We start from the raw sequence: 24869 nt of genomic DNA on the forward strand, positions 1-24869 counted from the left end.
TCGGAGGTGAGCGGCATGTCTCACACCCTGGCCAAGACCGTCGGCGGCATCGGCTGTGCCGTCCTTGCCCTGCCGCTGCTCGCCGCGCTCATCGTCGCGGCGCTGGTCGGCTCGTTCATACCCGGCCCGGCAGGCGGCACCGATGCCGCGCCGAGCAAGTACGCGCTGTCCGACATCCCGCCGAGAATGCTGGCCCTCTACCAGCGCGCCGCCCCCGAATGCCCCGGTCTGTCCTGGACCATCCTCGCGGCGATCGGGAAGGTCGAAACCGACCATGCCCGCCACCCCACCATGGTCTCCTCGGCCGGTGCGATCGGGCCGATGCAGTTTATGCCGACCACCTTTCCGGCCTACGCATACCCCGTCCCACCTGGGGGAAAGCGCCCGCCCACGCCGTGGGACCCGGTGGACGCGGTGTTCGCCGCGGCCCGCATGCTGTGCGCGAACGGCGCCAGGAACGGCAAGAACCTGTCCGGCGCGATCTACAGCTACAACCATTCACGCACCTACGTACGCCAGGTCCTGGACATCGCCGACCGATACCAGGCGCAGGCGGCCCACGCCGCCGCGCCGAACCAGCGCGCAGCGATCGCCGTGGCCTTCGCCCACGCCCAACTCGGCACCCCCTACCAGTGGGGCGGCGACGGACCACACGAGGGCGGTTTCGACTGCTCCGGTCTGACCAAGGCCGCCTACGCCAAAGCCGGTATCACTCTGCCGCGGGTCGCTGAAGCCCAGTACCACGCCACCAGCAAAGTCCCCCGCGGCAAGCCGCTGCTGCCCGGCGACCTGGTCTTCTTCGGCCGCCTCGGCAACCTCCACCACGTCGGCATCTACATCGGCAACAACCAGATGATCAACGCCCCGAACCGCCGCTCCGTCGTCCGCATCGAGAACTACCACTGGACCGACTTCTGGGGCGCCACCCGCCCCACTCAGTGACACCCGAACCTCGCACAACACGAGGGACTCCCATGCAAGTTGCGCTCGTTAGAAGCATCAACCACTCCCACACCTACGTAGCCGAGGTCCGCCGCATCGCCAACCGCTACTCCGCCGCCCTATCTACAACGGGTGCTGCTGCCAAGGCGGTTGCCTTTGCTCGCTCCCAGTTGGGCACCCCATACGTCTGGGGCGGTGACGGACCGTCCGAGGGCGGCTTCGACTGCTCTGGGCTGACCCAAGCTGCCTATCGTGCGGCAGGGATCACCATTCCGCGCGTCGCGCAGCCCCAGTTCGACCACGGGCCCCGCGTTCCTCGGGGAAGCCAAATCCAGCCAGGGGACCTGCTTTTCTTCGGCAGTGGCCCCAACCGCATCACGCACGTCGGGATCTACAGCGGTGACGGCCGCATGATCGACGCACCTCGCCCGGGCACAGTGATCCGTGAACGCGCTGTTCGTCTCGCCGCACGGAACGATTTCCAGGGTGCTACCCGGCCCGCTGCCCGCGGAGGCCCGCGATGAGCGAACCCAGCCGGGCCGAGACTGCGAACCTGCTGCGCACTCTGACGCGGGTGTTGGGCGCTGTCGCCGTCCTCACGCTCGTCTTTACCGCGACCAACGTGACCCTCTTCGCCGTGGGACAAGGTGTTCCGCTGGCCATCGCGGTACTGCTCGATCCCATGGTGGCGCTCGCGCTCGCCGCCGTGTTGTACGCGGACGCCCGCCTCGGGGCCTGGGGTATCCGACCACCGGGCTGGTCCACGGCGCTGAGGTGGGGTGCGGGACTGGCTGCGGCGCTGCTGAACGTGTGGACTTCGCTCTGGCCCGACGGGAGCATCGGCTGGCCTCGCGAAGCCGACGTGGCCGGTGTGGTTCTGCACCTGATGCCGCCTCTGCTCCTCATCGCTCTCACGGAGACCATTGCCGCGTACCGCCGCATCATCGCCGGGGTGCAGGCGGACCTGGCGCACCCGGGCTTCGGAGCAGGACGAGGCATTGAGGTGCAGGTCGCACCTGATACGGAGTACACCGCACCTCCGCCGCTCCCCGCTGCACCCGCACATCAGCGTCCTGGCGCAGGACGCTCGCCGGCGTCAGATGGCACGGCCCTCTCGTCGTCTGACGGACCAACGTGGGCGGACGTGGCCGACAGCGCCGACGAAGTCCCTCCCATTGGCCAAGAACCCCTTCCCTGTCCCGAACGCGCCCCAGAGGGCGGCCTGTTCAACCGCGCCCGAGCCCTCGACGAAGCTGCTAGAGCGCACACGGGCCGACCGATCAGCATCCGGCAGCTGCGCCGCCAACTGCACCTTGGGCAGGTCCGCGCACGCTCCTTGCGCACCCAGCTCGACGCCCTGCACCCGGAAGGTGCACCGCGGCACGAAACCCGCCGGGAGAACGCTCTGGAACAGGGAAGATAGGCCGCTTGACTTGTCGGGCCGGTCGAGCGTCCATGGTCGTGCCCGCCGGGAATCCCGCGATGCGCACGCGCCCGCCGAGCACCCGCATCTGCTCTCGCAGACGCACCCCGGCCGGGGCCTACACGACCATCGCTCCCGGAAACGAGGCCCCACCATGTCCGACACCAACACCGTGCGCTCTTTCCGACCGGTACCGCCGCCCGAACCGCTGGCCGGTCTGACCGGCGCACCCGCCGGTATCTACACCGAGCTCGTCGCCGCCCCTGGCGCCACCGCTGCCGAACTCGCCCTCGCGGCCGGTTTCGGCCGCTCCACTGCCACCAGCGCCCTGGCCGTATTGGAGAAGCAAGGGCTCGCCATCCGCGAACCCGGCGGCCACGAGGGCGCACGCCGTACGCCCGACCACTGGCGCCCCGCGCTGATGGGCCAGGTCACCGACGCGTCCGAGGCTGCGGTCCCGGACGAGACGGAGCCCGGCGAACCCAGCGTCGAGGGCGGGGATGAAGCTGATGGGCAGCGGAAAAACAAGCCAACTGCCGACGAGGCGGCCGAGGATCGAGCCGCCAGTGCGGTCCCCGGCGACAACCAAGGGCCGTTGGGGTCCGCATCGACCGCTGCTGAGGAGACGGTCGATCCGTCCAGCGGGAAGAGGCCGCTGGCGCCCGAAGATTTGAGGCAGCTCGTCATCAATCACCTAAACGCCCACCCCGGTGAGAGGTTCACAGCGGACGGGATCGGCCGCGTCATCGAGAAGGCGTTGGGAGTGATTGCCGATGCGCACGGTCCATCCGGCGACGCAGCGGGGCCTGAAGTGACTGACAACGCAGTGAGGACCGTCCTCGAAGAGCTGACCGCCGAGCATCGCGTCGTGCGCGACGGCATGGAGGGTGGCGAACCCTGCTTCCGGTCGACTCCGGTGGTGCCGTCCGGTAAGAAGCGTCGGGCGCCAGGGCAACTGCGCGAACGGGTACTGGAGTTCCTGTGCGAGCGGCCCGGCGAGGAGTGGGGGCCGACGGGTATCTCGCGGAGGCTGGAGGCATCGTCGGGGGCGATCAGCAATGCGCTGGACCGGCTAGTGAAGCAGGGGCTGGTCCGTCAGGCGAGTGTGCATCCCCGACGGTTCGTAGCGATCAGCGCGACCGAGGCCAAGTCGGTGGAGTGACAGGGCGGTAGGCTCCCCAGGGCCGTCGATGCTGGACCAGTCGGCATTGGCGGCCCTTTGATCGTCCACACGAGAGCCCTCGAACGCCCCGATTAGCACTCATGAGCCAGTGCCCAAATTTCTACTGGCTGTCGAGAATTGGGAACAGATCCCTGTCCCCCAATCGAAGGAAAACGCTTCGAACGTCAGATCGCGGTAACGGGTGAGACTACTTCTCAGTGTCGAGATCAACACCATTGCAACCGTCGAGCCTCGTCCTCTCAACCTCTACTTCAGCAGTGAGTGGGATAGGTAGCTCGAACTGGTAACAGGTGTGATCAGCTTTCATCCCCTCTGACGCATAGCGCACTATTACGCGTATGGCACTTGAGGAACGCTTGACGCCCCACGAGTTCCCCTCTGCCGCATGGGAGACTTCCTTGTTGGTCAATTTGCTATCTCTGGAGGCGCCCTCGAGGCGGTATTGCGTCAGCCCGACCTTCTTGCCGAGAACCTCGGCAGCAGGTGGAGGTGGCCTGTCGAAGAACCCTTGCACTGCAACCGATACCCCCAAGCCCACAGCCAGGACCACCAAGATGGCGCTTGCGGCGAGCGCGATAACACGCCCGGTCGTTGCGGAGTCGTGGCTCACCTGAGGCTCCCGTATCGGCGAGCTCGCCCCAACAGTCTGGGCAAGTTGGTCAAGGAGCGAGGAGCCGAGTGTGTCGGTGACCACCCGTGGACCTGCCGGTCACACCGCCTACTTCCGTCGACGCTGAATAGCCGGCCCTCTCGGCTGGGCGCTCGCGGCCTGCGCCTGGCGGGTGCCGCGTCCAGAGGGCACTCCGGTGTGTTCGTGCATGAGGCAGCGCGAAGTTCGCCTCGCTAAAGGCTTCATCATGCTCCGGCTCCAAGATGATCGGCCGCTTGTCCGCTTCAACAAGACAAGGGGGTAACGGCCAGACCGTCTTCGGTGGGGCTCTTCGCGACTACTCGAACGTGACCGTGAAACGATCGGACCGCCCGAAGGATTCATTCTGCGACTGGACGCGAAGTAGGGTATCGCGATCTTTGCGAACTCGCTTTCGCCCAGCACCTCCTGCTTATCTCTGATTTCTTCCAGACGATCTCGACTGGCCGTTCCACGTCCGTGGACAGGCGATCCCATAGAGCACTGAGATTGGCTCGATAGAAAGGGCCGAAAACCTAAAGATCGCGACAGCGAGTCATGAAGATCTATCTCGGGCCGGATTTTCGAACCATCGATTTCGACCCTCAGATCTTCTCATTTCCAGTTGGGCAGTTGATGGAAGCTCACATAGGCGAGCCCATCTGACCGAGGGCGACGACTCCACGGAGTCATCGCCCTCAGCGGCAATCGCCCGCAGGCATTGGCGTCAAACGCCTTACGCAGAGCTCGTGTCTCCCGCATCCGCAGGCGCGTAAGCCGCAGTCACTACGCCTGAGAACGAAAGCTCCACCACGACCCGGTCACTGGGAGAATAGATCCAGAATTCCGGAAAGGTTTCCGTGATGCCTGGTAGGTGAGCGAGGGAGGATTCGAGCCCCATTTCCACACTCGGGACCGCCAAGCTCTCCCAGAAGAAAATCAGAGTGCCGGAACGTGGAGCGAACTGCTGAATCACAGAGCTCATATCGATGGAATCCGAGTCCATCGAACAGAGCACGGACCCATCAGTCGCCATTGCCCATTCTATGGTGCCGTCAGATTTACGCGGATAGCGACTCAGGCTTTCGCGGTCGTAGCGGTGATGTTCATCCAGGTTCAGCAGCTTCACTCCTGGCTGCCCAACCCAAGTCAACCGTCGGTCATCCTGCTGACTTGCGCGAGTCACGCGGACCATGGACCGGGGCAGCAGATCGGGTCTAGTCCCGTATACACCGTCAAGCGTCACGTGTTACCCCCAAGCAATCTCGCTACATCGGCCTCTACTCCCTTCCATGGCACGGCCCACTTACGTGCAGAAGCTCCCCTGCCGACTTCCACATTGATATGGGGCCCCTTTACATCGTCATAGTCCATCCTGAACCTCTTGTATTCGCCGTTCACCCGAGTCGTGAACCCCGTCACCTTGCCGTGCGTTGTCGGCGCGGGCTTTGTCCACCGCCCAATCGGGCAGCACACCCCCGGGAGCGGGCTGTACTTCGATGTCCTGCGGCTCGGGGAACCAGATCGTGGATGGCAGTGGACTCGAACCACGGGGTGCTGTCGGGTGCGCAGCGCTGTGGGCCATGCGGTGCTGGGTGCCAAAGGAGAACCTGCCGCCTGGTGCTGACGGTACTCATGGAGAAGGTCACGCAGCCGATTCTCATCTGTGGCCGGATCCGGTGTCGCGTGAGTTCCGTGCCTCCCGAGTGCACGGAAATTGCCATGCGGTGGAGTGTTCACGGCGTCACGGATCGGAGGGACAGCTATCCCACCAACGATCCGCGTCTCGACATCATTTGGAAGAGGGTCGAGGTTTCCGTCCTTCCCGGCCATTTCAAGCAACTCGCCCAAGAACGGCTCAACCTCGCCGCCGAGTACATCGACAACTCCCCATGCCTCACCAGCCCGGTCAAGCCCGGCCGCCTGACCACCGTGGATATGCGAGACGAGTTCATCGAGAAGGACGAGGCGCTCGGCCTGTTCGTCGCCCTGATGCCGCTGTTCGCACAGGTCCGCGGTGGTCACTGATCACCTAGGCGAGTCCGTCATTCGAGTGCACCAACCGAGCCTTCGGCTGCTCGTGTCTGCGCAGGGTGTCGTCCTCAACGAAATCTACGTCTACGGCCAGGCGCGACTCAGCCGCTGATGTGAGGCCGTCGCGACACTCTCGGCATTGCACTCGGCCGCCCGGAGAGCACCGAGACGGCACACTCCGACTACGAAGAACCGCCGCCTTGCGCCGTCTCCGTCCGCTGACGTTGCCGTCAACTAATGCCGCCACGACGCGCAGAAGCCCCGTCAGAAAAGATCTGACAGGGCTTCACATGTGCGCTTGCGTGCCCTCATGACTCCCATGTGGACTCACGGAAATACATGAAGGCAGAGCCCTCGGTTAAGCGCTTCCGGAAGGCTCTCCGGTCGAGTCAGGCGTTGCCCCGATGGCACTCACCAAACCGCCAGCCAACGCAAATGCCTGCTCTCGATAGAAGCCGATTCTTTCATGGAATACTTCCTCGGAGGGCATCAAGACTGGGGCAGAAACCAATGCCGCAAACAGCACGTGAACCTCATCGAGCTGGAACTCCGAATTCGACCCGGAAGCTTTCTCCATTACCCGTGCAGCGTTTGCACGATCGACACCGAGGCGCACGATCGAAGGACGGTCCCCATCGGGGCGATCTGCGTGGAACATAAGCGTCTCGCAGATCAACTGCTTCTGTACCTCCGTCAATCGCAAGAGGAATCCACTGCGAGTCGCCGTGGCTGCAACTTTTACCCTCATGACGTCACATACCTCCCACTTTCAAAGGCACCCTGGCTGTACCTGAAACCGTGGATGTTACTGGCAGTCGTCACAATTAGCACGCCTCGACTGGAGTCGTACGCCACACGCGACCCAGTCCTAGTGTCCCTATGCGTCATCTTGCCTCGCCACGACGCAAAGTAGGAGGCCAACGCATCAGGATCATGCCCGATACCAGGAAGATCGTGATCCGCAGCAGTGGAGGAGCGGTCATGCATCCTCCGCACTTGATAGTCGACACCGTCGGCCACATCTGGTCCGTACGCACCATCTATCCGGTAATAGGTGTCGTTATCAAGCCCATCATCGACAGGATCCCTTCCATTGCAGTTGTGAACGAGTACCGGAGTCTCGCCCGCCAGCACATAGTACGTGTGGAGGTCGTCGACCGTGAAGTTGTAGGTCTTGGCGTGCTCACTAAAGGGCCGGTTGGCCTGGACAGTGACCGTCGTGCCGTCGATGGTTCTCAGGGTCATACCCTGGCGGACATCCGCAGCCTCGACCCACGCCTGTTGCGAGGGCGACCAGAAGGGGTGTTCGTGCGTGGCGGTCAGATTCTTCTCGCCCTGGCGGGTGGCGATGGTGAGTTCGTTGAATTTCTTGTCGTGTTCGGTGACGATCAAATGCGTCACCGCTTGCGGCGCCGTCTCGCCCTTTACTGGGTCAGTGGCGACCACACGGTCACCGATTTTGACATCTTCGATGTTCTTCGTTGAGTTGTCTGCCATCAGCACCTTGGTGCCGGCCAGGAAACATCGGGTGCAGCCGCGCTTCAGCAGTCTCAGCGATTCAAAGGCCTTTTCCAGCGCCTTAAGTTTGGCGCCGATGAGGGCGTCCGTCGCGAGGCCGCTGCAGTGCTCGAAGTCCTTTTTCGCCAGGCAGTTTTCGAGCTGGCCGAGCCCTGCCAGTTCCTTGGCGCCGTCCCACAGCTGCTTCATGGCGTCGGCGAATTCGTCGCCCTGGCCAACGATCTCGCACCAGAGGCGGTCGTGCTGGCACCAGCGGGCGATCTCTTGCGGAGTGCCGCACGGAACGTAGGCGGTCTGGCAGCGGTACATCTCGCGGGCGCGCGCGCCCGGTTCGTTCTTTGCCTTCTCCTTGGCTTCGATGGCGGCTTTGCGCTGCGCTTCGAGTTCTTCCCGCTGCTTGTTCACTGCGATGGTGAACGCGTTGGTGGCCGCTTCGAGTGCGGCCTTGGCGTCCTTGCCTGCCGCGAGCGCGGACTGGCGGGCCTGGTCGGCGTAGTACCACGCGTTGGATGCGCTGACCTGAGCCATCTCGGAGGAGAGGGTGGCGTCGGCTGCTGACTTCGCGGCGTCGGAGGCGGCCAGGTCGGCGTTCTTCGCTGCCGTGCGGGCCGTCTTTGCGGATTCTGCGGCTCTTGCCGCGGAGGCTTCGGCGTCCGTGGCGTGCTGGGCGGCCTCCTTCGCGTACTCCTCGGCCCTGTCCGCGGAGTTCTTGGCCTTCGTCGCCCAGTCGTTGGCCTCGATGGCCGCTTGGCGGGCGATAGCGGCGACCTTCTGTGCGGTCGCAGCGTTCTTCTGCGCGGTGGCTGCGATCTTCGAGGCGTCCGCGATGAGCTTTCGGACCTGGGCCACGTGGGTGGCGGTGAGTTGGTCCTTGCGCTGTGCCTTGTACTGGCCGGAGGTGATGAAGGCGTGCAGCATCTGGGGCGAGCCGTCCAGGGCGATACGGGCCGCCGACTGGAGCTCGGGGCCGCCGCTGGCTGCGAGCTGTGCTGCCTTGACCCGCTCGTCCTGGGTTCGCGCGGTGGCCTGGGTGGTGACCAGGAACTCGCTGTACTTCTTGGGGTCGCCGGTGGCCAGGGCCTTGCGGCCGACGTCGGCGAGAACCGGCCCGGCACCGGAGATCACCTGGGCGATGGCGACGCGCATGCTCTCGGAAGCCACTTGATACTGGCCGTTGTTGACGAACTCCGTGATGGCGGCGGCGTCCCCGTCCAGGGCGGCTTCAGCCGCGTCCCGTACCGCCTTGTCTTCGCTCTCTTCGGCGAGGCGCTCGACATAGGAACGGTCGTCCTGCTGCTTGGCGGTCGTCCAGCCGTTGCGCAGGTAGTCGATGACGACCTCGTCCGGGCCGCTCAGGCCGGCTTCAGCTGCGGCCCGCCCCCACGACGTGCCGCCCTTCATCGCCTGTATGGCCAGTTTGCGGCCCTGGTCTGCGACGGCTTTCAGGTCGGCCTCGGGTTTGTCGGCCTCAGTCAGCAGTCGGTCGCGCTCGGTGTCCCGGTCCTTGGCTGCCTGTTCCAGCTTGGCCAGCGCGGCGATTCTGTCCTCGTGGGCCTCTTGTTGGTCTCGGGCACGCGCCTTACCCGCATTGGTGCGGCCGAGCAATTCCTCGGCCTCCACCTCACGGGCAATCGTGTAAACCTCCTTGGCCTCTTTCACCGCGTTGGTCGCTGCGTTTGCGGCCTCGGTGGCGGCGTTGGCGTGCGCCGTGGATCTGGCCGCAGCCTGTGCGGCGTCACCGGCGTGTTCAGCAGCTTCTTTGGCGGCTTTGGCTGCGTTTCTGGCATGTGTGGCCGCAGATCTGGCCGCGTCACGTGCCTGCCGTGCCGCATGGGCGGCCTTGCGAGCGAGGGCTTCGGCAGCGGACGCGGCGCGGTTGGCCTCGGCGGCGTGCCGCTTGGCAGCCGCAGCGGCGGCGCGTGCCTTTTGCGCGGCGGCGCTGGACTCACCCGCGTAGTTGCCGGCTTCGATAGCCGCGTCGGCGGCCCGAATCGCATCCGCGCCCGCACCCGCGGCGGAGAGCGCGGCGTTGCCAGCGGCGTCGGCCGCCTTGGCCGCCTCATCAGCGGCATCCGCAGCACGGTCAGCGCCCTTGGCGGCGTTTTCGGCGTCCTCGGCCGCCTTGCGAGCGGCGTCGGCACCCTGCGCGTTCACCGCCGCATCAGCTGCTGCGCCGCGGGCGCGTGAAGCTGCTTGGGAGGCACCGGCAGCTGCGGCTGCCGCCTGGGCGGAGGCATTCGCGGCGACACGTGCCGAGTTACTCGCAGCGCGGGAGGCATCGATCGCGGTCTGCGCGGCGACAGCAGCCTGGGATGCTGCCTTGGCGGCGCGTTCCGCGGCGCGTGCCGCTTTCGCAGTGTCGTCCTGGGCCGCTTCGGCTTCGGCCTCAGCCTTCAGCGCTGCTTCCTTGGCAAGCTGAGCGGCCTTGACGGCCTTCTCCGATTCGGACCGGGCGGCCACGGTCTCCTTGGCAGCCTGCCTGCCCGCCTCCTCTGCCTGGGCCGCCAACTGCGCGACGGTGGCGTGTTCCTGGTCCTTGGCACGCGCCACAAACTGGCCGACCTCAAGGAACTCGCGGATGTCGGCCGCGCCGCCGTTCAGCGCGAGACGTCCGGCCGCCTGCACATTGGTGCCGCCCACGCTGATGACCTGGACGAGCTGCACACGCTCGTCCTGCTCACGCTGAACGTACTGCCCCTCATTGAGGAACTTCCTCACGTCGTCCGCCGTACCGTTCAGCGCAGAACGCCCGGCCGCCTGAACATTGGGGCCACTCGTAGCGATGACCTGGGCCACCCGGACCCGATTGTCCTGCTTCATCGGGGATTCCCAGCCCCATCTCAGGAAGTCCTTAAGCGCCCGCGGGGAACCAGTTAGTGCTTGTCGGGCAGCGGTGATCAGTTCTGTGCCGCCTACCGAGGCGATCTGGGCAGCACTCACCCGCCGGTCCTGGAAGGCCAAGTTGTCCACGGCTTCAAGGAAGATCTGGACATCGGCATCACTGCCGGTCAGAGCTGCCTCCGCGGCTGCCTTGACGCCGGGGCCGCCTTCCTTCCAGTGGTCGACGATCAGGCCGCGGTCGGTCGGGGTGGCCTCAGCCAGGGCCTCGATCTTCCCAATGTCCGGAGAGTCGTCGACGGCCCTGGCGGGAGCGGGGCCCACCAGGCCGGCGGTCAGGAACAAGGGCAGCAGGATCAGCAGCGTACGTAAGAAATACGTGCCCCTGCCTGCAACACCCAGTGAGCTAAGTCTTCGTTTCACAGAGCATCCATCTCACTTACCGGCAACTGCAGTTGCCTATCTCCGAAAAGTGAGCGGTGAGCTTAACCCAGTCGTTCATCACGGATGAGGTAATTCCGCTTGTGGGGTAGATGAAATGAGCCATTCCTGTGGGTGCCCGATCCCTCCGTCGAGGCATCGGATCATGTCCCGCCTGCCGTTTCTTACGAAGGAACCTTGCAAAAACCTAGGGCAGTGTCATGTATGAGGCGGAAGTCCACGTTCCTTGCCAGGCCGGTTACTTGACGCCCTCTCTGGCGGGCACGTAGCTTCCCGAAGTCATTTCCCGTTCAAATTTCATTTCGGTGAGGGGCCTCCGAACGTGCAGGCGCCATGCCTGGAAGGATTCATTCGGTGGATTCCCGCGCCCGTAGTTTCATTGTCTCCGTCGCTGCCTGCGCGCTCGCGGCGACCATCGGCATACCGTTCGCATTCGCCTCGAGCCCGGCCGAACCGCAAGCGGCAGCAGAGGAACAGCCTCCCGTTGCGGTGGAGGATTTCAACTACCCCGGAGCCGACAGGATCCTGAAGGAGAAAGGGATCAAGCTCAAGAGGGGCGACGGGCATGTTGTGTTGGCCGACTGCGATCAGACAGCTGATCAAATCAGGGTGATGACCGTCGAGGATCCCGCCGCAGGCAGAGCCGGAACCTACTGCTTCCGCGCCACCACCAAGACCGGCTACCTCACGCTGGAACTCCCTCGGGTCTTCTACTTCGAGACCGGCACCCACCCCATCAGCGCGGACCTCACCGCCAATGGCGCGACCACAACCGTCGATGTGGCCAAGGGCGGCTGGAAGAGCGTCGGTGAAGGCCTCCCGGGTGGCGCCCAGTCCGTTCTCGTCGAGATCCGTGTCACCGGCTGACACCACCTGCTGGAACACGCCTGCACAGATCGATTCGAGAACTCCGGCCGTCATCACCCCGCTGCGCTCCTCAGCCTGCAGCACTGAAGAAACAGAGAATCCCAACGTGTCCAACGACCGTCCCCGCGTAGCCCTGACCAGCAGTCTGATTGCGGCCACTCTTGTGACCGGTGCACTCGCCGGCACCTCCGCACAAGCCGTCACCGGCTCCCAAGCCCCGGCTGGCGCGCACCCCTTCACCGCGAAGCTCAGCATCGGCAACGGGGAACGATCCTGCACCGGTGCGCTGGTGGACCAGTCATGGCTGCTGAGCGCGGCGAGCTGCTTCGCCGACGACCCCAATCAGCCCTCAACGGTGCCCGCGGGCAAACCCAAGCGGGCGACCACCGCCACCATCGGCCGCACCGACCTCACCTCCACAACCGGACACGTCCGCCAGGTGGTCGAACTGGTCCCACGCAGCGACAGGGACCTGGTCCTGGCCCGCCTCGACAAGCCGGTCACCGACATCACCCCGCTCACCATCGCCACCGACGCGCCCACCGCCGGTGAGACGCTCACCATCGCGGGATACGGCCGCACCAAGGGCGAATGGGCGCCCCTGAAACTGCACACCGGCACCTTCACCGCCACCGGCGTCCGAGACGGCGCACTCGACATGACCGGCCAGAACGGCACCGCGGCCTGCGCCGGCGACACCGGCGGTCCCGTCCTGCGCGCCAAGGACGGTGGCGTGCAACTGGTTGCCGTCATCACTCGGTCCTGGCAGGCAGGTTGCTTCGGCAGCGACCCGGCCGAGACCCGCACCTCCGCCGTCGACACCCGCGTGGACGACGTAGCCGACTGGGTCGCCAAGAACCGCCTGGCCACCATGCACCAGAACGTCACCAACCTGGTCACCGCGGCGGACTTCAACGGCGACAAGCGCCCCGACGTCGCCGCCATCCTCAAGGACGGCAACCTCCACGCCTTCTACACCGCGCCCAATGGCAGCCTGCGCTACGGACGCGAGCTGTGGAAGCACGACGGCAGCTGGACCAACAAGCGCCGTATGTTCGGCGGCGACTTCAACGGTGACGGACGGGGCGACCTCGCCGCCATCAACGCCGACGGCTACCTCCACCTCTACCCCGGCACCAGCAGCGGCCAGCTCGGCAACCCCGTCCAGATGTGGAAAGACGCCAGCTGGGACAGCTTCCCCAACGTCGCCACCTACCGGGCCGCGGGATGGACCCGCGACGGGCTGGTCAGCGTCGCCCCCAGCGGCCGTCTGTACGCCTACCCCACCGGCACCAACGGCGTGCTCACCGGATCACGTACCGAGGTGTGGCACGACGACAGCTGGAACAAGAAGCTCATCTCCACCAGCGACTACACCAGCGACAAGCTCAACGACATCGCCGCCATCGCCCAAACCGGACACCTGCACCTCTACACCGGCAACGCCAGGGGCACCTTCGACTACGCCGACGCCATGTGGCCCGACCCCACCTGGGGCAGCTTCCCCGTCATCATGGGCGGCGACTTCAACAACGACGGCAAAGCCGACCTCGCCGCCATCAACAGCACCGGAGACCTCTTCCTCTACCCCGGCGACGGCAAGGGCAAGCTGGGCACCCGCAGCGCCATGTGGCCCACCACCGGCTGACAGACCGGAGGAGTCTTGCCGACGGCATGGGGCGTTCGTCGAAGCCGCAGAGGGTCAGGACGTAGGCGCCGGAGCAGAACAGAACCAGGCGACAGCCGTGGCCGGGGTGCCGGCGAACGCCCTGAGGTTGCCGGACGGCGAGCCAACATGGCCACTTCAGCACCTATGACCTGCCTCGGGAAGAGGGGTTGGTGACTCCGCAGGCCGCTGCATCTCGCGTTGTCAGTGGCGTCTGCGAACCTGGCCGGCTGCTCGGGACAGAAACAACCAGGAGTGTTCGTTAATCACGGATCGGCATCGCGTCTTCCTAAGCTGTGGGGGTCAGCTCGCGATATGCGGCGAGCAGCCGCACCAGCGCGGTGTCTGTGAGATCGCAGCGCTCGACGGCGAGTTCTACCATCAGTGCCAGCTGCCAGACGTCCTTGTCGGATTCGGCAAGCCGGCCAGGGTTTGTGGGGCCGCAGCGGAGTCGCTCCAGGCGTTCCTGCAGTTGAAGGGACGCGGCATAGTGCCCGTCAAGTTCGGCTGCGGTCTGGCGCAGTGCGCGGGCCAACCGGTGCAGACGGTCACCAGGAGGGTGGCGATCGGCAAGGGCCGCCATTGGGTCGTCGACGCCGAGGTACTCGGCCAGCAGGCGCTGCCCCGGGCCGTTTGTGCGTGGGGTCGTGTTCATGGTCGGGCGATCTCTGTGGGGGAGGGCTGGGCAAGGGCGGTGGCTCCGACTTCGAGGGCCGGTGCGCGTGGGCGAGGCACCGGGGCAGGGTCGGTTAGCGCGGCACACAGAGCGCGCATCAGCGGGGTGGGGGTGTTGGGGTGGGCGACGGCCATCCACAGCACGGTCCTGTCCGTTGCTCGGCGGGCGGCGAGCAGCCAGCTCGTGCCGCCGTAGCCATCAGTACCCGGCGGGACCGGGGTGGTGACGACGGCTTGCTGATCGGGGGCATACCAAACCGACCAGTACGCACCGATGTCCTGCCGCCAGCCCGCTTCTCTCAGGGGCGCTGTCGCTTCGTCGGCCTGGCCGGGTGCTTGGAGGTAGTGCGGTGATGCGTTGCCTGGGCCAGGGGCAGCGTCGGCTCCGGAGAGGGCGGTCGCGAATGCGGTGGGGAGTTCGGGCGGGGTGGCGGGAGTGAACCGTACCGACCAGGCAGTGGGGCGGCCGGAACCTGAGCGGGCGGTGAACTCCCAGCCCATGGCCGGGCACGGGCCTTGGCCAGGCGGTGTGCCGTCCGGAGCATGGCAGGCTGCCATGAGCCCTCCACCCTCTCGGAGCACGAAGACGAGTCCTGCGCGGTAGGACTCACACGACCAGCCAACAGCCCTGAGACGGTCGGACAGAGTTGAGTTGACCGTCGGGTCGGGGCCCGCGAGGTACCGGGGCGCGATCAGATACGTCGCGGAGTCAGAGGCAGGGTCTGTGTGCATGGCTTCTTCCTTTACGTCTGGTCCCTCACTCCGCGCCATGGCGCGGAGTGAGGGGGGCGTCGCTGTGGTGTCAGTGCTGTGCGCCGAATCCGCAGGCCCCGGTGTGGGCTTCGTCGTTGGCGAAGGTGTCGGGATAGCTCGATGGGAGTGGGCCGTCGGTGAGTGGGGCGGGGCCACGGGCCAGATACATGCCGAGGTCGGCCAGGTGACGTACGTCGGCGAGCGGTACCTGGGCGGCGCATTCGGGGCAGGGCCCGAGGAGTTCGAAAGGCTCGTCCTCTACGTACGAGCAGCGGACCAGGAAGGTATAGGTCTCGCCGCTGTCGGTGACGGTGGCCAGAGCCGGTTCGCCGGGGACGGTGCGGCAGCGCAGCCAGTCCGGCGTCACGGTGACGTCGTCTGCGTCGAGGCCGAGAGCGGCGGCCAGGCGTACGGCAATGCGGGCGTACTCCTCGCCGCGATGTGAGCCGTGGATGCTGATAGCGGCGCTGCGCTGGATGAATACGGCCGTGGCGTGAGCACGTTCGGCGAGTGAGGTCACGGCGGTCACCTCCTTCAGGTTCCGGGTGGTCAAGCGCAGGTGGTGGACAGGGCCGCAGCGGCAGCCTTCGCGATGACCGAAACTGCCAGGGCGGGGTCTGTGAGTTCGAGCAGCGTGGTGCGCGGCAGGGGGCGAGGCTCGGGGGCGAAGGCGAGCCAGAGCACACCGCATCCGGCCTGGGTGAGGGTGGTGATGCGGTCGGCGGCACGGGCCGCTTCGTCCGGGGCGTAGTAGCCGTCGGAGGCGATCACCAGTAGGCGGGCTGCCCCGGAGTGCATGAGGCCGACTCCCGCGCTCAAGGCGTCGATGGCCTCGGCGAGGCAGTGGCCGCCGCCTGCTGCGGCGAACTCGGTGACCCGCATGGGGCTGCGTCCCGGCGTGGTGACGGCGGTCAAGCTCCGCTTGTAGGCGACGGTCGCGGTGCGGGAGTCGGGGTCGGTGAGCGCCACGGCCCGGGCGAGGGTCCAGGCGGCCGAGGCGACCGGGTCCGTAGCCGCTTGCATGGAGCCGGAGACGTCCACCGCGATGGCGACCCGCAGGGGCGGCATGGGGTTGGGCCGGTGTTCGATGCGATTCCACGGTGTTGCGGTAGGGGTGGCGCCAGCAGCCAACTGAGCGTCCCAGGCGAGGGCCTGGCGCATGTTGAGGCGGCCGGGTGGCGTGGCCGAGGCGGTGACGGTGGTGGTGCGTTCGCGGTAGGCGGCCGAGCGGAGTTCGCGGGCCAGGCGACCCGCAGCACTCTTCTCGGCTGGTGTGGGCTGCCGAGTGCCCGTGATCGGCGTGCTGCTGCGGCGATCGCGAGGCTGGCTGGGTGGCGTGAAGGGGCGTGCTCCTGGTGCGAAGACACGCTGGGCTGTCCTCGCTGCTTCCTTCTCCGCCGCCGCCCGCTCGGCCTTGGCTTTCACCTGGGCCGCGTGTGCTGCGGCCACCTGGGCCTGCGCGGCAGCCTGGCTGGCCTCGTTGGCGCGTACGTGGTTGACGACGCGGCCCACCGCCGTGATCACATCGCCCTTGCGACCGTTGTCTTGGGAGCTGGATGCAGGGAGCGGTTGGTCCGGCTTGGTGCCCAGGGCATCGCACCAGGCGCGGGCGTGTTCCAGCATCGCGCGGCCGTCGGTGTCGGCGGTGGTGTGGACGGCCTGCCAGATCGTGGTGAGGGAGGCGAGCAAGTCGGGGCCGAGGATGGTCTCAACCACGCGTTCAAGGGGTTCGGTTTCGTCCGGGTCGAGGACGCCTGCGTCCCGGCGGGCCAGGATGAGTCCTGCGGCGTAGGCGGCCCGCCACCGGTCGCCGGGGGCATCAGCGGTGATGTCGTCCATGACGAGGCGGTGTACGCAGGCTCGAAGGAAGCGGCGGTCTGCTGGGCGCCGTTGCAGGTGGGCGTGTTCGGCGCGGGATTCCTCGAGTAGGGCGGCGGCTGTATCCCGTGCGGTCCCGCGTAGTTCGGGCGGCACCCGCCAAACGGAGTGAGCGGCGTGTGCGGTCTCATGGACGAGGGCGCCCCAGGCCACCGGGTAGCGCTCCTCGTCCCCGGTCCGGGCGGGGTGGATGGTGGCAGGCTTCAGTGGTGCGAAGAGGGCCGTGTCGATTTCCAGCTCGGCAGTGGTCGGGAAGAAGGCAGCGGGGGCGCCGGAGCGGGTCTGCCGTTCGCAGGTGACGATCACGTCTTGGCGTCCGGCGAGTTCGGGTACGCGCTCGCTGAGGGCGGCCGCCACCCGCAGCCATTCCTCGACGGGCCAGGCACGACGCTCGGGCAGCGGCGGTCCGCCGTCGTCCTCCCAGCAGGCGGTGGCCAGGTCGGCCTCGGACAGGGCGGGCGGTGTGTGCTGGACGTGGGTCTGAGCAGTCGCGGGCATGGCGGATCGTTCCCTTCAGGGGGGGCGATGGGGTGTTGGCCGTCCGGCCGGTTGCGTGCTGGTGGGTCAGAGTTGGCTGCCCAGGGCCAGGGCGGTGACCGGGCGGCCGGTGGCTTTGGTGACGATTTCGATGACCTGATCGCGGTCCTCGATGGGAGCGATGCCGACCAGGTTCGCGAAGGCCGCCTCGACACCGAGCACATCGGCGATCTTCTGGAAGGCGAGCAGTTCGCGTAGTTGCGGCGCCCAGCCGACCTCGCTTGCTTGCTGACCGGTCGCGAGGCGGCGGGCCACGCGCACGGCGGTCCGGTTGACCTTCAGCGCCGCCGCGAGGTCATAGTCGGATCCGACCTGGATCTGGACGCTGAATCGCGAGGCCAGTGCTTCCGTGAGAACCGCGCCGTGCACACCGGGGTTGTGACCGGCGATCACGTAGAACCCGTCGGCTGCTGTGATCGTCTCGCCCTTGTGCGCTTTTACCTGGATCTGCCTGCGGCCATCCATCGCCGGATACAGCGCGGCCAGCACCTTCGGCGAGATCAGCGTGGCATCGTCCAGGAGCAGGGCCCTGCCCTCCTGCATGGCGGTGATCAGCGGGCCGTACACGAACTGGTAGCCGCCGTTGGTGTCTTGGGTGTACTCACCGACCAGGTCACCGACTGTGGTGTCGCCGTCTCCAGCTACCGTGAGCAGATCCGGGAACGCCGCCTCGATCAGCGAGGTCTTGCCGGTGCCCGGCGGCCCGTACAGGAGGACCGGGACACCTGCCACGCGTAGCTTCCACAAGGCCTCGACATCGGGCAGGCTCGCCAGCGCCCGAGGGTGGTAGCGCTGGCCGTTGGGCCGCATGACCGGATCTGGCTTCCGGGGCGCCGCCGGGGTGCTGGGCGCACTGGCCGCCGAGGAGGAGTTGGAAGGCGCGTGGGGCGACAGGCTGGCACCGGGCCTGGGCGCTGTGATCACGGCTTTGCGTGCAGCCCCGATGGTGGTCGAAGTCGCGCGGTACGTACGAGGGTTCGCACCCACTCGCTCCGCCTCGCCCCGGTCGACCAGCGTCTCGCAGGCATTGCCCACCGCACCGCCCGAATGCCCTAGGAGCTTGGCCAGTTGGGTGACGGTGAACTGCGTGGACATGTGCGCGGCCAGTACGGCGGCGACTTGGGCACGCAGTTCGCCGGGGCGGGACTTGCCGGTCGCGGCGGGTGGCGCTGGTGTCGGCGTGGATGTGGGAGCGGGCGGGGGTAGGGCGGTTGGCGCGGTCGCAGCGGGTGTCGGCGGCGAGACAGGACTGGTCATCACAGGGTCTTTCCGTGAGCGAGGCCGAGCGGGCGGCGCGGGTCAGCTACGTGTGGGGGCGCCCGCATCAGAGGCGCGAGGAGTGTCCGTCAGCCGAGTTCACTGAGGGTGACGGTGACGTGGGAGCCGAGCGTGCTTGTGACCCGGATCGGCCCCAGGCCATTCGGGGCGGCCACTGCAACGATCACTCGGGTGTAGGCCCGGGCCATGCTCATACCCCGGCTCACGGCGAGCAGGAAACCCTTGATCGTGACCGGCGCTCCGAATTCCCCGAACCCCTGGTCCACATATTCCTGACGGCACACCGTACGGAATTCGATGTAGCTGCCGATATATTCTGGACTGATCTCAATCGCGTTCAGTCGACGCGGCCCCTGAGTCACGGTCAACTCCCCTCGACTAACCGGCTATTGTCGCGCCCGCCGCCTCGGCGGGTGAAGCAATTTGCGCCGGATTTCCATTTCCCGCCTTTCCGGGAATACTTAAAATATAGCTCGAATCAGGGCCGACCTGAAGCGGAATTCTGGCTTGATAATGCTGGAATACCTCGGAATTCTCGACGTAAATTCAGGGGGATTTACGGGCGTGCGACGACTTGTATCGCGGGCCACCGGTTTCGCGACGGCTTCCAAGGCCCGTGTGGCGCCGAGCACTTGCGCCTGCCGGGTGCGTACTGACTCGCGCGGCCCGGCCTCGTCCGGCGAGGCCGGGGGTGTGCTCGGCGCTGACTGCGGCTCCGCGCACCTGTTGCCGTTTCTAGTCGGCGTCCTGTCAGGCGCGAGGCAGCGCCGGCGGCAGGATGGGTTGGAGCAAGAGGAGAAGGCCCATGGGGGAAGCGCATGTGTCTGTCGGGCTGCGGATGAACGCCTGGCTGCTGAGGAGGAGGCCGGGCCGGGGCCGATAGCCATGTAGATCGGGATGCTTGCTTGCACCGATATACAGCCCTCACTGGTTCGCAGTGGCTCTCAGGGGCCTTGAGGTGCTGCTTCACTCGCGAGCCGGGTGTCGTATCACAGGACGACACCGTGTACGACGGCGCCTTGGGGTACTCGGAAACGACGCCCCAAACGCCATGCGTTTTAGCGCCTGCCTCGCTGGACACCGACTGGAGTCGCCTGAGTCCGAGGAGAGATCAGAGAGCGAGTAGCAGGCGACGGCTCGGCCTCGATGGCACGCAGACGTGTCTCCAGCAGCGCGTATGTGCGTTGCGCGGCATCGTCCCGTCCCTCTGCCTGCTGTAGGCGAATGATTCGCGCGTAGACCGCTTCGTTCAGCGGGTTCCATTCCACCGCTCGGTCCAGGAGAACTAGCGCCTCGTCCAGGCGTGTGGGCGTAAGCAGATCGGCCAGGGCGACAGTTGCGTCAACTGCCTTTCGGTACAGGTTTTCTCGGACTTCTTCAGCCCATACGTAGTCAGCACCGTCGGCGAAAGGGCCGGCGTAGGCGGCTAGTGCGCCCCGTAGGCTACTGGCTCGCTGCTCGACATTCTCGGCCACCGCGGACTGTCGCAGTGCCGCGGTGAACTCTGCCAGGTCGGTGCTGATCAATTGCGGGTCTAGGAACTCGCGGTCTCTCAGAACTCGGACGAATCCGGCTTGGCTGCTACCCGTCGCTTTGCGAAGTGCGCGCCGGATCGCGCGCCGCACGTTCTTCATCTCCTTGGCTGACTCATCGGGGTCAGTGGGGAGTTGAAGGTGCTCGGCAATTTCCTCGGTGCGCATGCCGTCCGGGTGCGCGGCGAGGAGCGCGAGCATCTCACGAGCCGCACTACGCATGCTGGTTCCGACGGCTTCGCCGCTGCTGGTGAGCGTCAAGCCGATAGGGCCGAGAACTCTGAGGAGGATCGGAGCTCTGCGCGGTACGGGTTCTGCTTGCACCAGGGCCCGCTGGGCCTGGACACCGGCCTCAGAGCCGCCCGTTTGCTTCCTGTCGGCGGACTGCAGGTCAGCGCGCGAGATTGGTAGGGCGCGGGCCGGTGGTGCGACGTCCGCCCTTTTCGCCGTATCCGTATGCGGAGTTGCGGCGATCTCCGTGTGGCGTCCTGCCGCCGAGTCTGCACCGTGTGCTTCGGACAGCATGGCGAGGACGTCGACGGCTGAGGATGCGTCCATGCGGAACATCCGGCACCTGTCGATGCCGGGAAGCTGTGCAGCCGTCGTGTCGCCATCCTCGGACACCTCAACGGAGGCAGCCCCGTGGAGCCCGCCGAGCACGACGACGACCAGAGCGTTCGGTGCACATTGCGCAGCGACGGCGGCCAGTCGTGAGGAGTCCTCTGCCGCCCCTCCTCGCGTGATGAGAACCAGGCGCCTTGGCGGTGGGGCCGTATCTCCGTCGTCCCCAGTGGTCGGCTCATTACCCTCCATCGCACGGCGTGCGTGGGCGACAAGGTGCTCCTCCGCGCGGACGACCGCTCTGTGGACCGAGTCGACAACGGTCAGAGCGGGGACCTCGGGCCAGCCATCCGGCAACAGCTCGTCGGCGACGTCTCGCGGCAGCACCGCCAGGTTCGACGGCTGCTGTGGTCGTTCACGCTCTGCTGCCGTCAGTACACCCATGAGGAGAGCCCTTACGGCCGGTACAGCGCCGACCCCAGCCCATTGCGTTCCGCCGGCGACGGCCAGCTCGTCCAGTGGGATCTCGGTGCCGTCATTGCTGGCCACGGTCACAGTGCCAAGGCCAAGCGGGCGCTTGTGGGGACTGCGGTGAGCGATCGGGGGGTGTCCCGCCGCCTCATCGCCATCGGGTGCGCGGAGGTCACGAGCAGCGGCACGAGCAGCCCAAGTAGCAGTGCGCACCGTGGTGCTGAATGGCGCGGCTTCAGTGGCCTCAGCGCCTGGGCGATGCCGGCGCTGCCGGTGAGCCGCGGCAAGGGCCACCGCCGCCGCGATACCCGCCGCACTCGTGATGCCGATCGCCGCGGCCTGCCCGAGCGAGACAGTGGCCGGCTGGGCAGATGGGGCGTCTCGATGATGGTCCGGTGCCGCTGTCGCCGACGTGGAGGGACGAGGAGAAGGCCCCGAGCCAGCTGCCTCCGGAAGATCAGGCCCAGGCGTGGGCGCGCCACTCGGGATCGGCTCCGAACTGCCCCCAGGCTCCGGGGGACGCTGCTCGTGCTCCGGCCCGGGAGCCAGCGTGTGCACCGGCAGGCGCAGGTTCCAGCCCGGCAGGAGTACGTCCGGATCACTCAGCCGTACGCCGCCCGGCTGCAGTACGTCCTTGCTCAGGGCGTAGATGCGAGGCCACTTCAACGGATCGCCGAGCTTTCGTTCGGCGATGTCCCAGAGAGTGTCCCCAGGCTCGACGACGTACACCGCATGCCGGTCGCGCCGGTCGTTCTGATCTTGGAGGTCGCCGTGGACTGCCTTCTCCACGACGGTCGCAACGACAGTGGGCCGCAGCATCTCGCCAGCCTGCGCCGCCGCGTGACCAGGACGCCACAGGGACAACATCCCGATGAGCAGGGTGCCCACGCAGAATGCGGCGAGCGCGCGAGGGGCGGAGAGTCCTTCGAGGTGCAGACTGTGGGCATGTCTGTCGCTCCACACCTGAGAGATGTGGCGCGCGTACCAGACGATCTCCCCGATCAGGGACCAGACGAATACGGCCCAGCAGAACCAACCCACCAGCGCCAGGACTTCGAGCACCAGCTGATCGGTCATGGGCTCGGCAAGCCGCTCCCACAGCTCGGAGAAGGAACCCACTGGTGTCTGGGGCCACGGCATCCCGACCGCCGCCAACAGCATGACGGGCACACCCATGGTCACTACCGCCAGCCCAAACAGAGCGGTGAGTATCCGAACTACGTTACGCACCCGACCAGTTCGCCGAGCCATGCCCGATCACCCTCTCCTCGCGGATCTGGGGTCCGGGAGGGTGGTCCCGCTCTCGGCGCGCGCAGTCGCCTCTCCGTGCATGGACATGGAGTGGATCCCGACGAGCCCCAGGATCTGCATCGGCTGCCGGTGGGTGACCCGGACGGTGACCTCGTCGCCGGTCACGGTCGCCGCGGCGGAGTCGCCCCTATCTCGCACGTAGCCCAACGCGGAGTCGCGGGCGCTGGCAGCCCGGAGCCGTACGTCCCACTGCCCACGCAACCGGTCGGTGTCGAGTTGCTGCGCGCCGGTCCTGGCGGCCTCCTGCGCCGTGTTGAGCGCAGCGACCTTGCCGGCCAGGGCCAACCCGCCGTCGACGACGATCCCGGCGAACAGCCACAGCATCAGCACGGCACACATGGCGAACGCGGTGATCTGCCCACGATCGTCTCCCAGCTGCGGATACCTGCGTCTGAGCCGCATCATGGGCTGCTCCGGAACCGATCAACGGGCGAGACGGCATCACCTGCGACGGCGACCCGGCCCGGAAGCCCGGACATGGTCAGTTCTCCGAGATCGGCATGGCACGTCACGCGTACGCGCACCACTCCACCTGGAGCGCCACCACCGCCATGAGTCCGGACCGAGAAGGCGCCGCAAGTGGAACCACGTCCGGCCAGCGAACTCCGGGCCGCTGCCTCAGCAGCGGAACCGGCCTCACCCGGCGTACGAGCCAACGAAGCAGCCCGGGCGGCTTGATACGCGGCGTCATTCACCGCCAGCCGGGCGCCGACAAGACGCCCGAGCCCGACGACCACGAACATACACAGGACCAGCAGTGGTACCGCCAGGACCAGTTCGACCGCAGCAGAACCACTGTCGCTCACCGATCGCCCGCATAGCCGTCGCATCAGCGGCCTCCCGGTGTGGTCCACCGGTCGACGGGACCGGCCGCCGTACCCTCGGCCCGCAGATCGAGCCCCGGCGCGACGGCGATCACACCGCCACTCACCCGCACATGCACGGTTTCGGCGCCACGGGTCACGCGCACCGAGGGCGCGACGAGCACGCGTCCTCCGATCCTGCTCACCACCTCGCGCGCCCGTGCCTGGCCGCCACCTGCGTTGCCGTGCTGCGTGCTGGCAGCGGCCAGGGCCTGCGACGCCGCGGTCTGAGCGATGTGCTGCGCATGCCAGGCCAAGGCGAACTGGATGCCCATCAGTAATACGAGGATCAGGGCCGGGAAGACGAGAACAAGCTGTGTGGCCGCCGCGCCGCGATCACCCAGCACGACACGGCCCTTCGACGTCAGTCGAGGCTGATGCCGTTCGCCCGACTGATGACCTTCGCGGTGATGATGCCGATCACGGTCAGGCCAAGCACGGCGAGCAAGGCGGTCACCACCACCGCTTCCGTGCTGTACCCGGCGTCGCTCCGCATCAAGGATGTGCGCCGCCGGACAGCGCGCATCAGTGCGTCCATGTATGTCGTGAGCATTGCGCCCCGCTCCTCTCTTCGACTGCTGTGTCGTCGTTCGCATATTGATCACGTCGCTTCGAGAACCTGAGCGAGCGCCGGATATCCCAGGAACACGAGGAATCCCGAGAACAGCACGACAACCGGCAACGACATCCGCTCTGTTGCGGCCCGCGCGGCCCCGTCGGCCTGCGCCAGCTGACGACGCCGCATGGCCCGGGCCTTCGCCGCGAGTGAAGCGCGCACCTTTGCACCCTCGCTCCCTGCGAGGGATACCGCGGCGGCCAGCTCACCCAGTTCGCCGACCCCCGTCTCCTCGCCGAGCTCACGCAGGTGCTCCCAGACGCCCGTGCGGGTCAGCTCCGCAGCGCTGAGCGCGGCACGGATACGGCCGGCCGACCACCCCTCCGACTCCTGCGAGGCATCGTTCAGCGCCTGCTGCACTCCGGCTCCGCCTGCCAGGGCGATCACCGTCAGAGAGAGGAAGACGGAGAGCACATGGCGCAGCTCCTCCCGGCGTTGATCGGCACGGCGGCGCACGTCCAAGTCGGGCGCGAAGAAGAGGGCAATACCGAGGAGCAGGCCTCCGCTGGTCGGCATCCACCAGTCGGGCCATGCTCCGACCGCCGCGTACCACAGGATTCCAGCGGCCCACGGCATGCACGCACCCACTGTGCCCGCTGTCGCCTTCTCCGCCAGATGCCGGTCGACGCTCTTGTCCACGACCCGCAGATCAGCGGCCGTAGCGACGCCGGGCAGGCCTGCAGCTCGCAGCAACGGAACGCAGCGGTGTCCGGCCCTCTGAGCCCAGCCCAGGTCGTCTGTGCTCGCCGCTTGAGCCTTCGTCGGCATTGGCGGTTGCTGTATGTGCGCGAACACCTGGGCCAGCGCGGGCCGCGGCGGAAACATCCCGTAGGCCAGGGCCACGAGTCCAGCCC

22 protein-coding genes are annotated in these 24869 nt (G+C 66.8%); 7 read left to right on the top strand and 15 right to left on the bottom strand.

Features of this window, described 5'->3' with window-relative positions; translation table 11 throughout:
• Positions 1–15: 15 nt before the first annotated feature.
• From ACFQVC_RS21465 to ACFQVC_RS21480, 4 genes are all read left to right on the top strand, one after another.
• Positions 16–942 (top strand): C40 family peptidase, encoded by a 927-nt coding sequence (locus ACFQVC_RS21465; protein ID WP_381832504.1) that lies wholly within the window; start codon positions 16–18, stop codon positions 940–942.
• 32 nt (positions 943–974) lie between these two features.
• Complete coding sequence (locus tag ACFQVC_RS21470; RefSeq protein ID WP_381832507.1) at positions 975–1466, top strand: C40 family peptidase; 492 nt, start codon at positions 975–977, stop codon at positions 1464–1466.
• Positions 1463–2365, top strand: a complete 903-nt coding sequence (locus ACFQVC_RS21475; protein ID WP_381832510.1) for a hypothetical protein — start codon at positions 1463–1465, stop codon at positions 2363–2365. The genes ACFQVC_RS21470 and ACFQVC_RS21475 overlap by 4 nt, the downstream gene beginning before the upstream one ends.
• 154 nt (positions 2366–2519) lie before the next feature.
• Positions 2520–3527, top strand: a complete 1008-nt coding sequence (locus tag ACFQVC_RS21480) for a MarR family transcriptional regulator (RefSeq protein ID WP_381832513.1) — start codon at positions 2520–2522, stop codon at positions 3525–3527.
• 208 nt (positions 3528–3735) lie between these two features.
• On the opposite strand, the gene ACFQVC_RS21485 is transcribed toward ACFQVC_RS21480, so the two are convergent.
• Positions 3736–4158, bottom strand: a complete 423-nt coding sequence (locus ACFQVC_RS21485; RefSeq protein ID WP_381832516.1) for a hypothetical protein — start codon at positions 4156–4158, stop codon at positions 3736–3738.
• Positions 4159–4912: 754 nt separating this feature from the next.
• Entirely contained in the window at positions 4913–5305 is a 393-nt protein-coding gene (locus tag ACFQVC_RS21490) for a hypothetical protein (RefSeq protein WP_381832519.1), read from the bottom strand.
• 491 nt (positions 5306–5796) lie between these two features.
• Here ACFQVC_RS21490 and ACFQVC_RS21495 point away from each other — a divergent pair, with 491 nt between their 5' ends.
• Positions 5797–6204, top strand: coding sequence for a hypothetical protein (locus ACFQVC_RS21495; protein WP_381832522.1), 408 nt, complete (start codon positions 5797–5799; stop codon positions 6202–6204).
• A 750-nt stretch (positions 6205–6954) separates the two neighbouring features.
• Here the strand turns inward: ACFQVC_RS21495 and ACFQVC_RS21500 are convergent.
• The gene (locus ACFQVC_RS21500; RefSeq protein WP_381832525.1) at positions 6955–10989 is read right to left on the bottom strand and encodes a polymorphic toxin-type HINT domain-containing protein; all 4035 of its coding nucleotides are present in this window, start codon (positions 10987–10989) and stop codon (positions 6955–6957) included.
• Positions 10990–11361: 372 nt separating this feature from the next.
• On the opposite strand from ACFQVC_RS21500, the gene ACFQVC_RS21505 reads away from it, so the two are divergent.
• Positions 11362–11874, top strand: coding sequence for a hypothetical protein (locus ACFQVC_RS21505; protein ID WP_381832528.1), 513 nt, complete (start codon positions 11362–11364; stop codon positions 11872–11874).
• A gap of 106 nt (positions 11875–11980) precedes the next feature.
• Positions 11981–13522 (top strand): trypsin-like serine protease, encoded by a 1542-nt coding sequence (locus tag ACFQVC_RS21510; RefSeq protein ID WP_381832531.1) that lies wholly within the window; start codon positions 11981–11983, stop codon positions 13520–13522.
• Between the two features lie 307 nt (positions 13523–13829).
• On the opposite strand, the gene ACFQVC_RS21515 is transcribed toward ACFQVC_RS21510, so the two are convergent.
• The 12 genes from ACFQVC_RS21515 to ACFQVC_RS21570 all read right to left on the bottom strand — a co-directional run bounded on the left by ACFQVC_RS21515 (position 13830) and on the right by ACFQVC_RS21570 (position 24858).
• Positions 13830–14195 carry a hypothetical protein gene (locus tag ACFQVC_RS21515; protein ID WP_381832534.1) on the bottom strand — a complete coding sequence of 122 codons (366 nt, stop codon included), beginning with the start codon at positions 14193–14195 and terminating at the stop codon, positions 13830–13832.
• Complete coding sequence (locus tag ACFQVC_RS21520; RefSeq protein ID WP_381832537.1) at positions 14192–14773, bottom strand: DUF317 domain-containing protein; 582 nt, start codon at positions 14771–14773, stop codon at positions 14192–14194. The genes ACFQVC_RS21515 and ACFQVC_RS21520 overlap by 4 nt, the downstream gene beginning before the upstream one ends.
• 244 nt (positions 14774–15017) lie before the next feature.
• Positions 15018–15521, bottom strand: coding sequence for a tautomerase family protein (locus ACFQVC_RS21525; RefSeq protein ID WP_381832540.1), 504 nt, complete (start codon positions 15519–15521; stop codon positions 15018–15020).
• Positions 15518–17344: a VWA domain-containing protein gene (locus ACFQVC_RS21530; protein ID WP_381832543.1), complete on the bottom strand. Its 1827-nt coding sequence runs from the start codon at positions 17342–17344 to the stop codon at positions 15518–15520. The genes ACFQVC_RS21525 and ACFQVC_RS21530 overlap by 4 nt, the downstream gene beginning before the upstream one ends.
• Before the next feature lie 66 nt (positions 17345–17410).
• Complete coding sequence (locus tag ACFQVC_RS21535; protein WP_381833140.1) at positions 17411–18478, bottom strand: AAA family ATPase; 1068 nt, start codon at positions 18476–18478, stop codon at positions 17411–17413.
• A gap of 251 nt (positions 18479–18729) precedes the next feature.
• Positions 18730–19023, bottom strand: coding sequence for a hypothetical protein (locus ACFQVC_RS21540; protein ID WP_381832546.1), 294 nt, complete (start codon positions 19021–19023; stop codon positions 18730–18732).
• 696 nt (positions 19024–19719) lie between these two features.
• Positions 19720–22401 (bottom strand): BTAD domain-containing putative transcriptional regulator, encoded by a 2682-nt coding sequence (locus ACFQVC_RS21545; protein WP_381832549.1) that lies wholly within the window; start codon positions 22399–22401, stop codon positions 19720–19722.
• Between the two features lie 81 nt (positions 22402–22482).
• Positions 22483–22941: a TadE/TadG family type IV pilus assembly protein gene (locus ACFQVC_RS21550; RefSeq protein WP_381832552.1), complete on the bottom strand. Its 459-nt coding sequence runs from the start codon at positions 22939–22941 to the stop codon at positions 22483–22485.
• The gene (locus tag ACFQVC_RS21555) at positions 22938–23366 is read right to left on the bottom strand and encodes a TadE/TadG family type IV pilus assembly protein (RefSeq protein ID WP_381833143.1); all 429 of its coding nucleotides are present in this window, start codon (positions 23364–23366) and stop codon (positions 22938–22940) included. The genes ACFQVC_RS21550 and ACFQVC_RS21555 overlap by 4 nt, the downstream gene beginning before the upstream one ends.
• On the bottom strand, positions 23366–23746 hold the full coding sequence (locus tag ACFQVC_RS21560) for a TadE family protein (protein WP_381832555.1): 381 nt from the start codon (positions 23744–23746) through the stop codon (positions 23366–23368). The genes ACFQVC_RS21555 and ACFQVC_RS21560 overlap by 1 nt, the downstream gene beginning before the upstream one ends.
• A gap of 17 nt (positions 23747–23763) precedes the next feature.
• Positions 23764–23937, bottom strand: a complete 174-nt coding sequence (locus tag ACFQVC_RS21565; protein WP_381832558.1) for a hypothetical protein — start codon at positions 23935–23937, stop codon at positions 23764–23766.
• Positions 23938–24000: 63 nt separating this feature from the next.
• Complete coding sequence (locus ACFQVC_RS21570) at positions 24001–24858, bottom strand: type II secretion system F family protein (RefSeq protein ID WP_381832561.1); 858 nt, start codon at positions 24856–24858, stop codon at positions 24001–24003.
• Positions 24859–24869 lie beyond the last annotated feature (11 nt).

The organism is Streptomyces monticola (assembly GCF_042665355.1).
GTDB lineage: Bacteria > Actinomycetota > Actinomycetes > Streptomycetales > Streptomycetaceae > Streptomyces > Streptomyces monticola.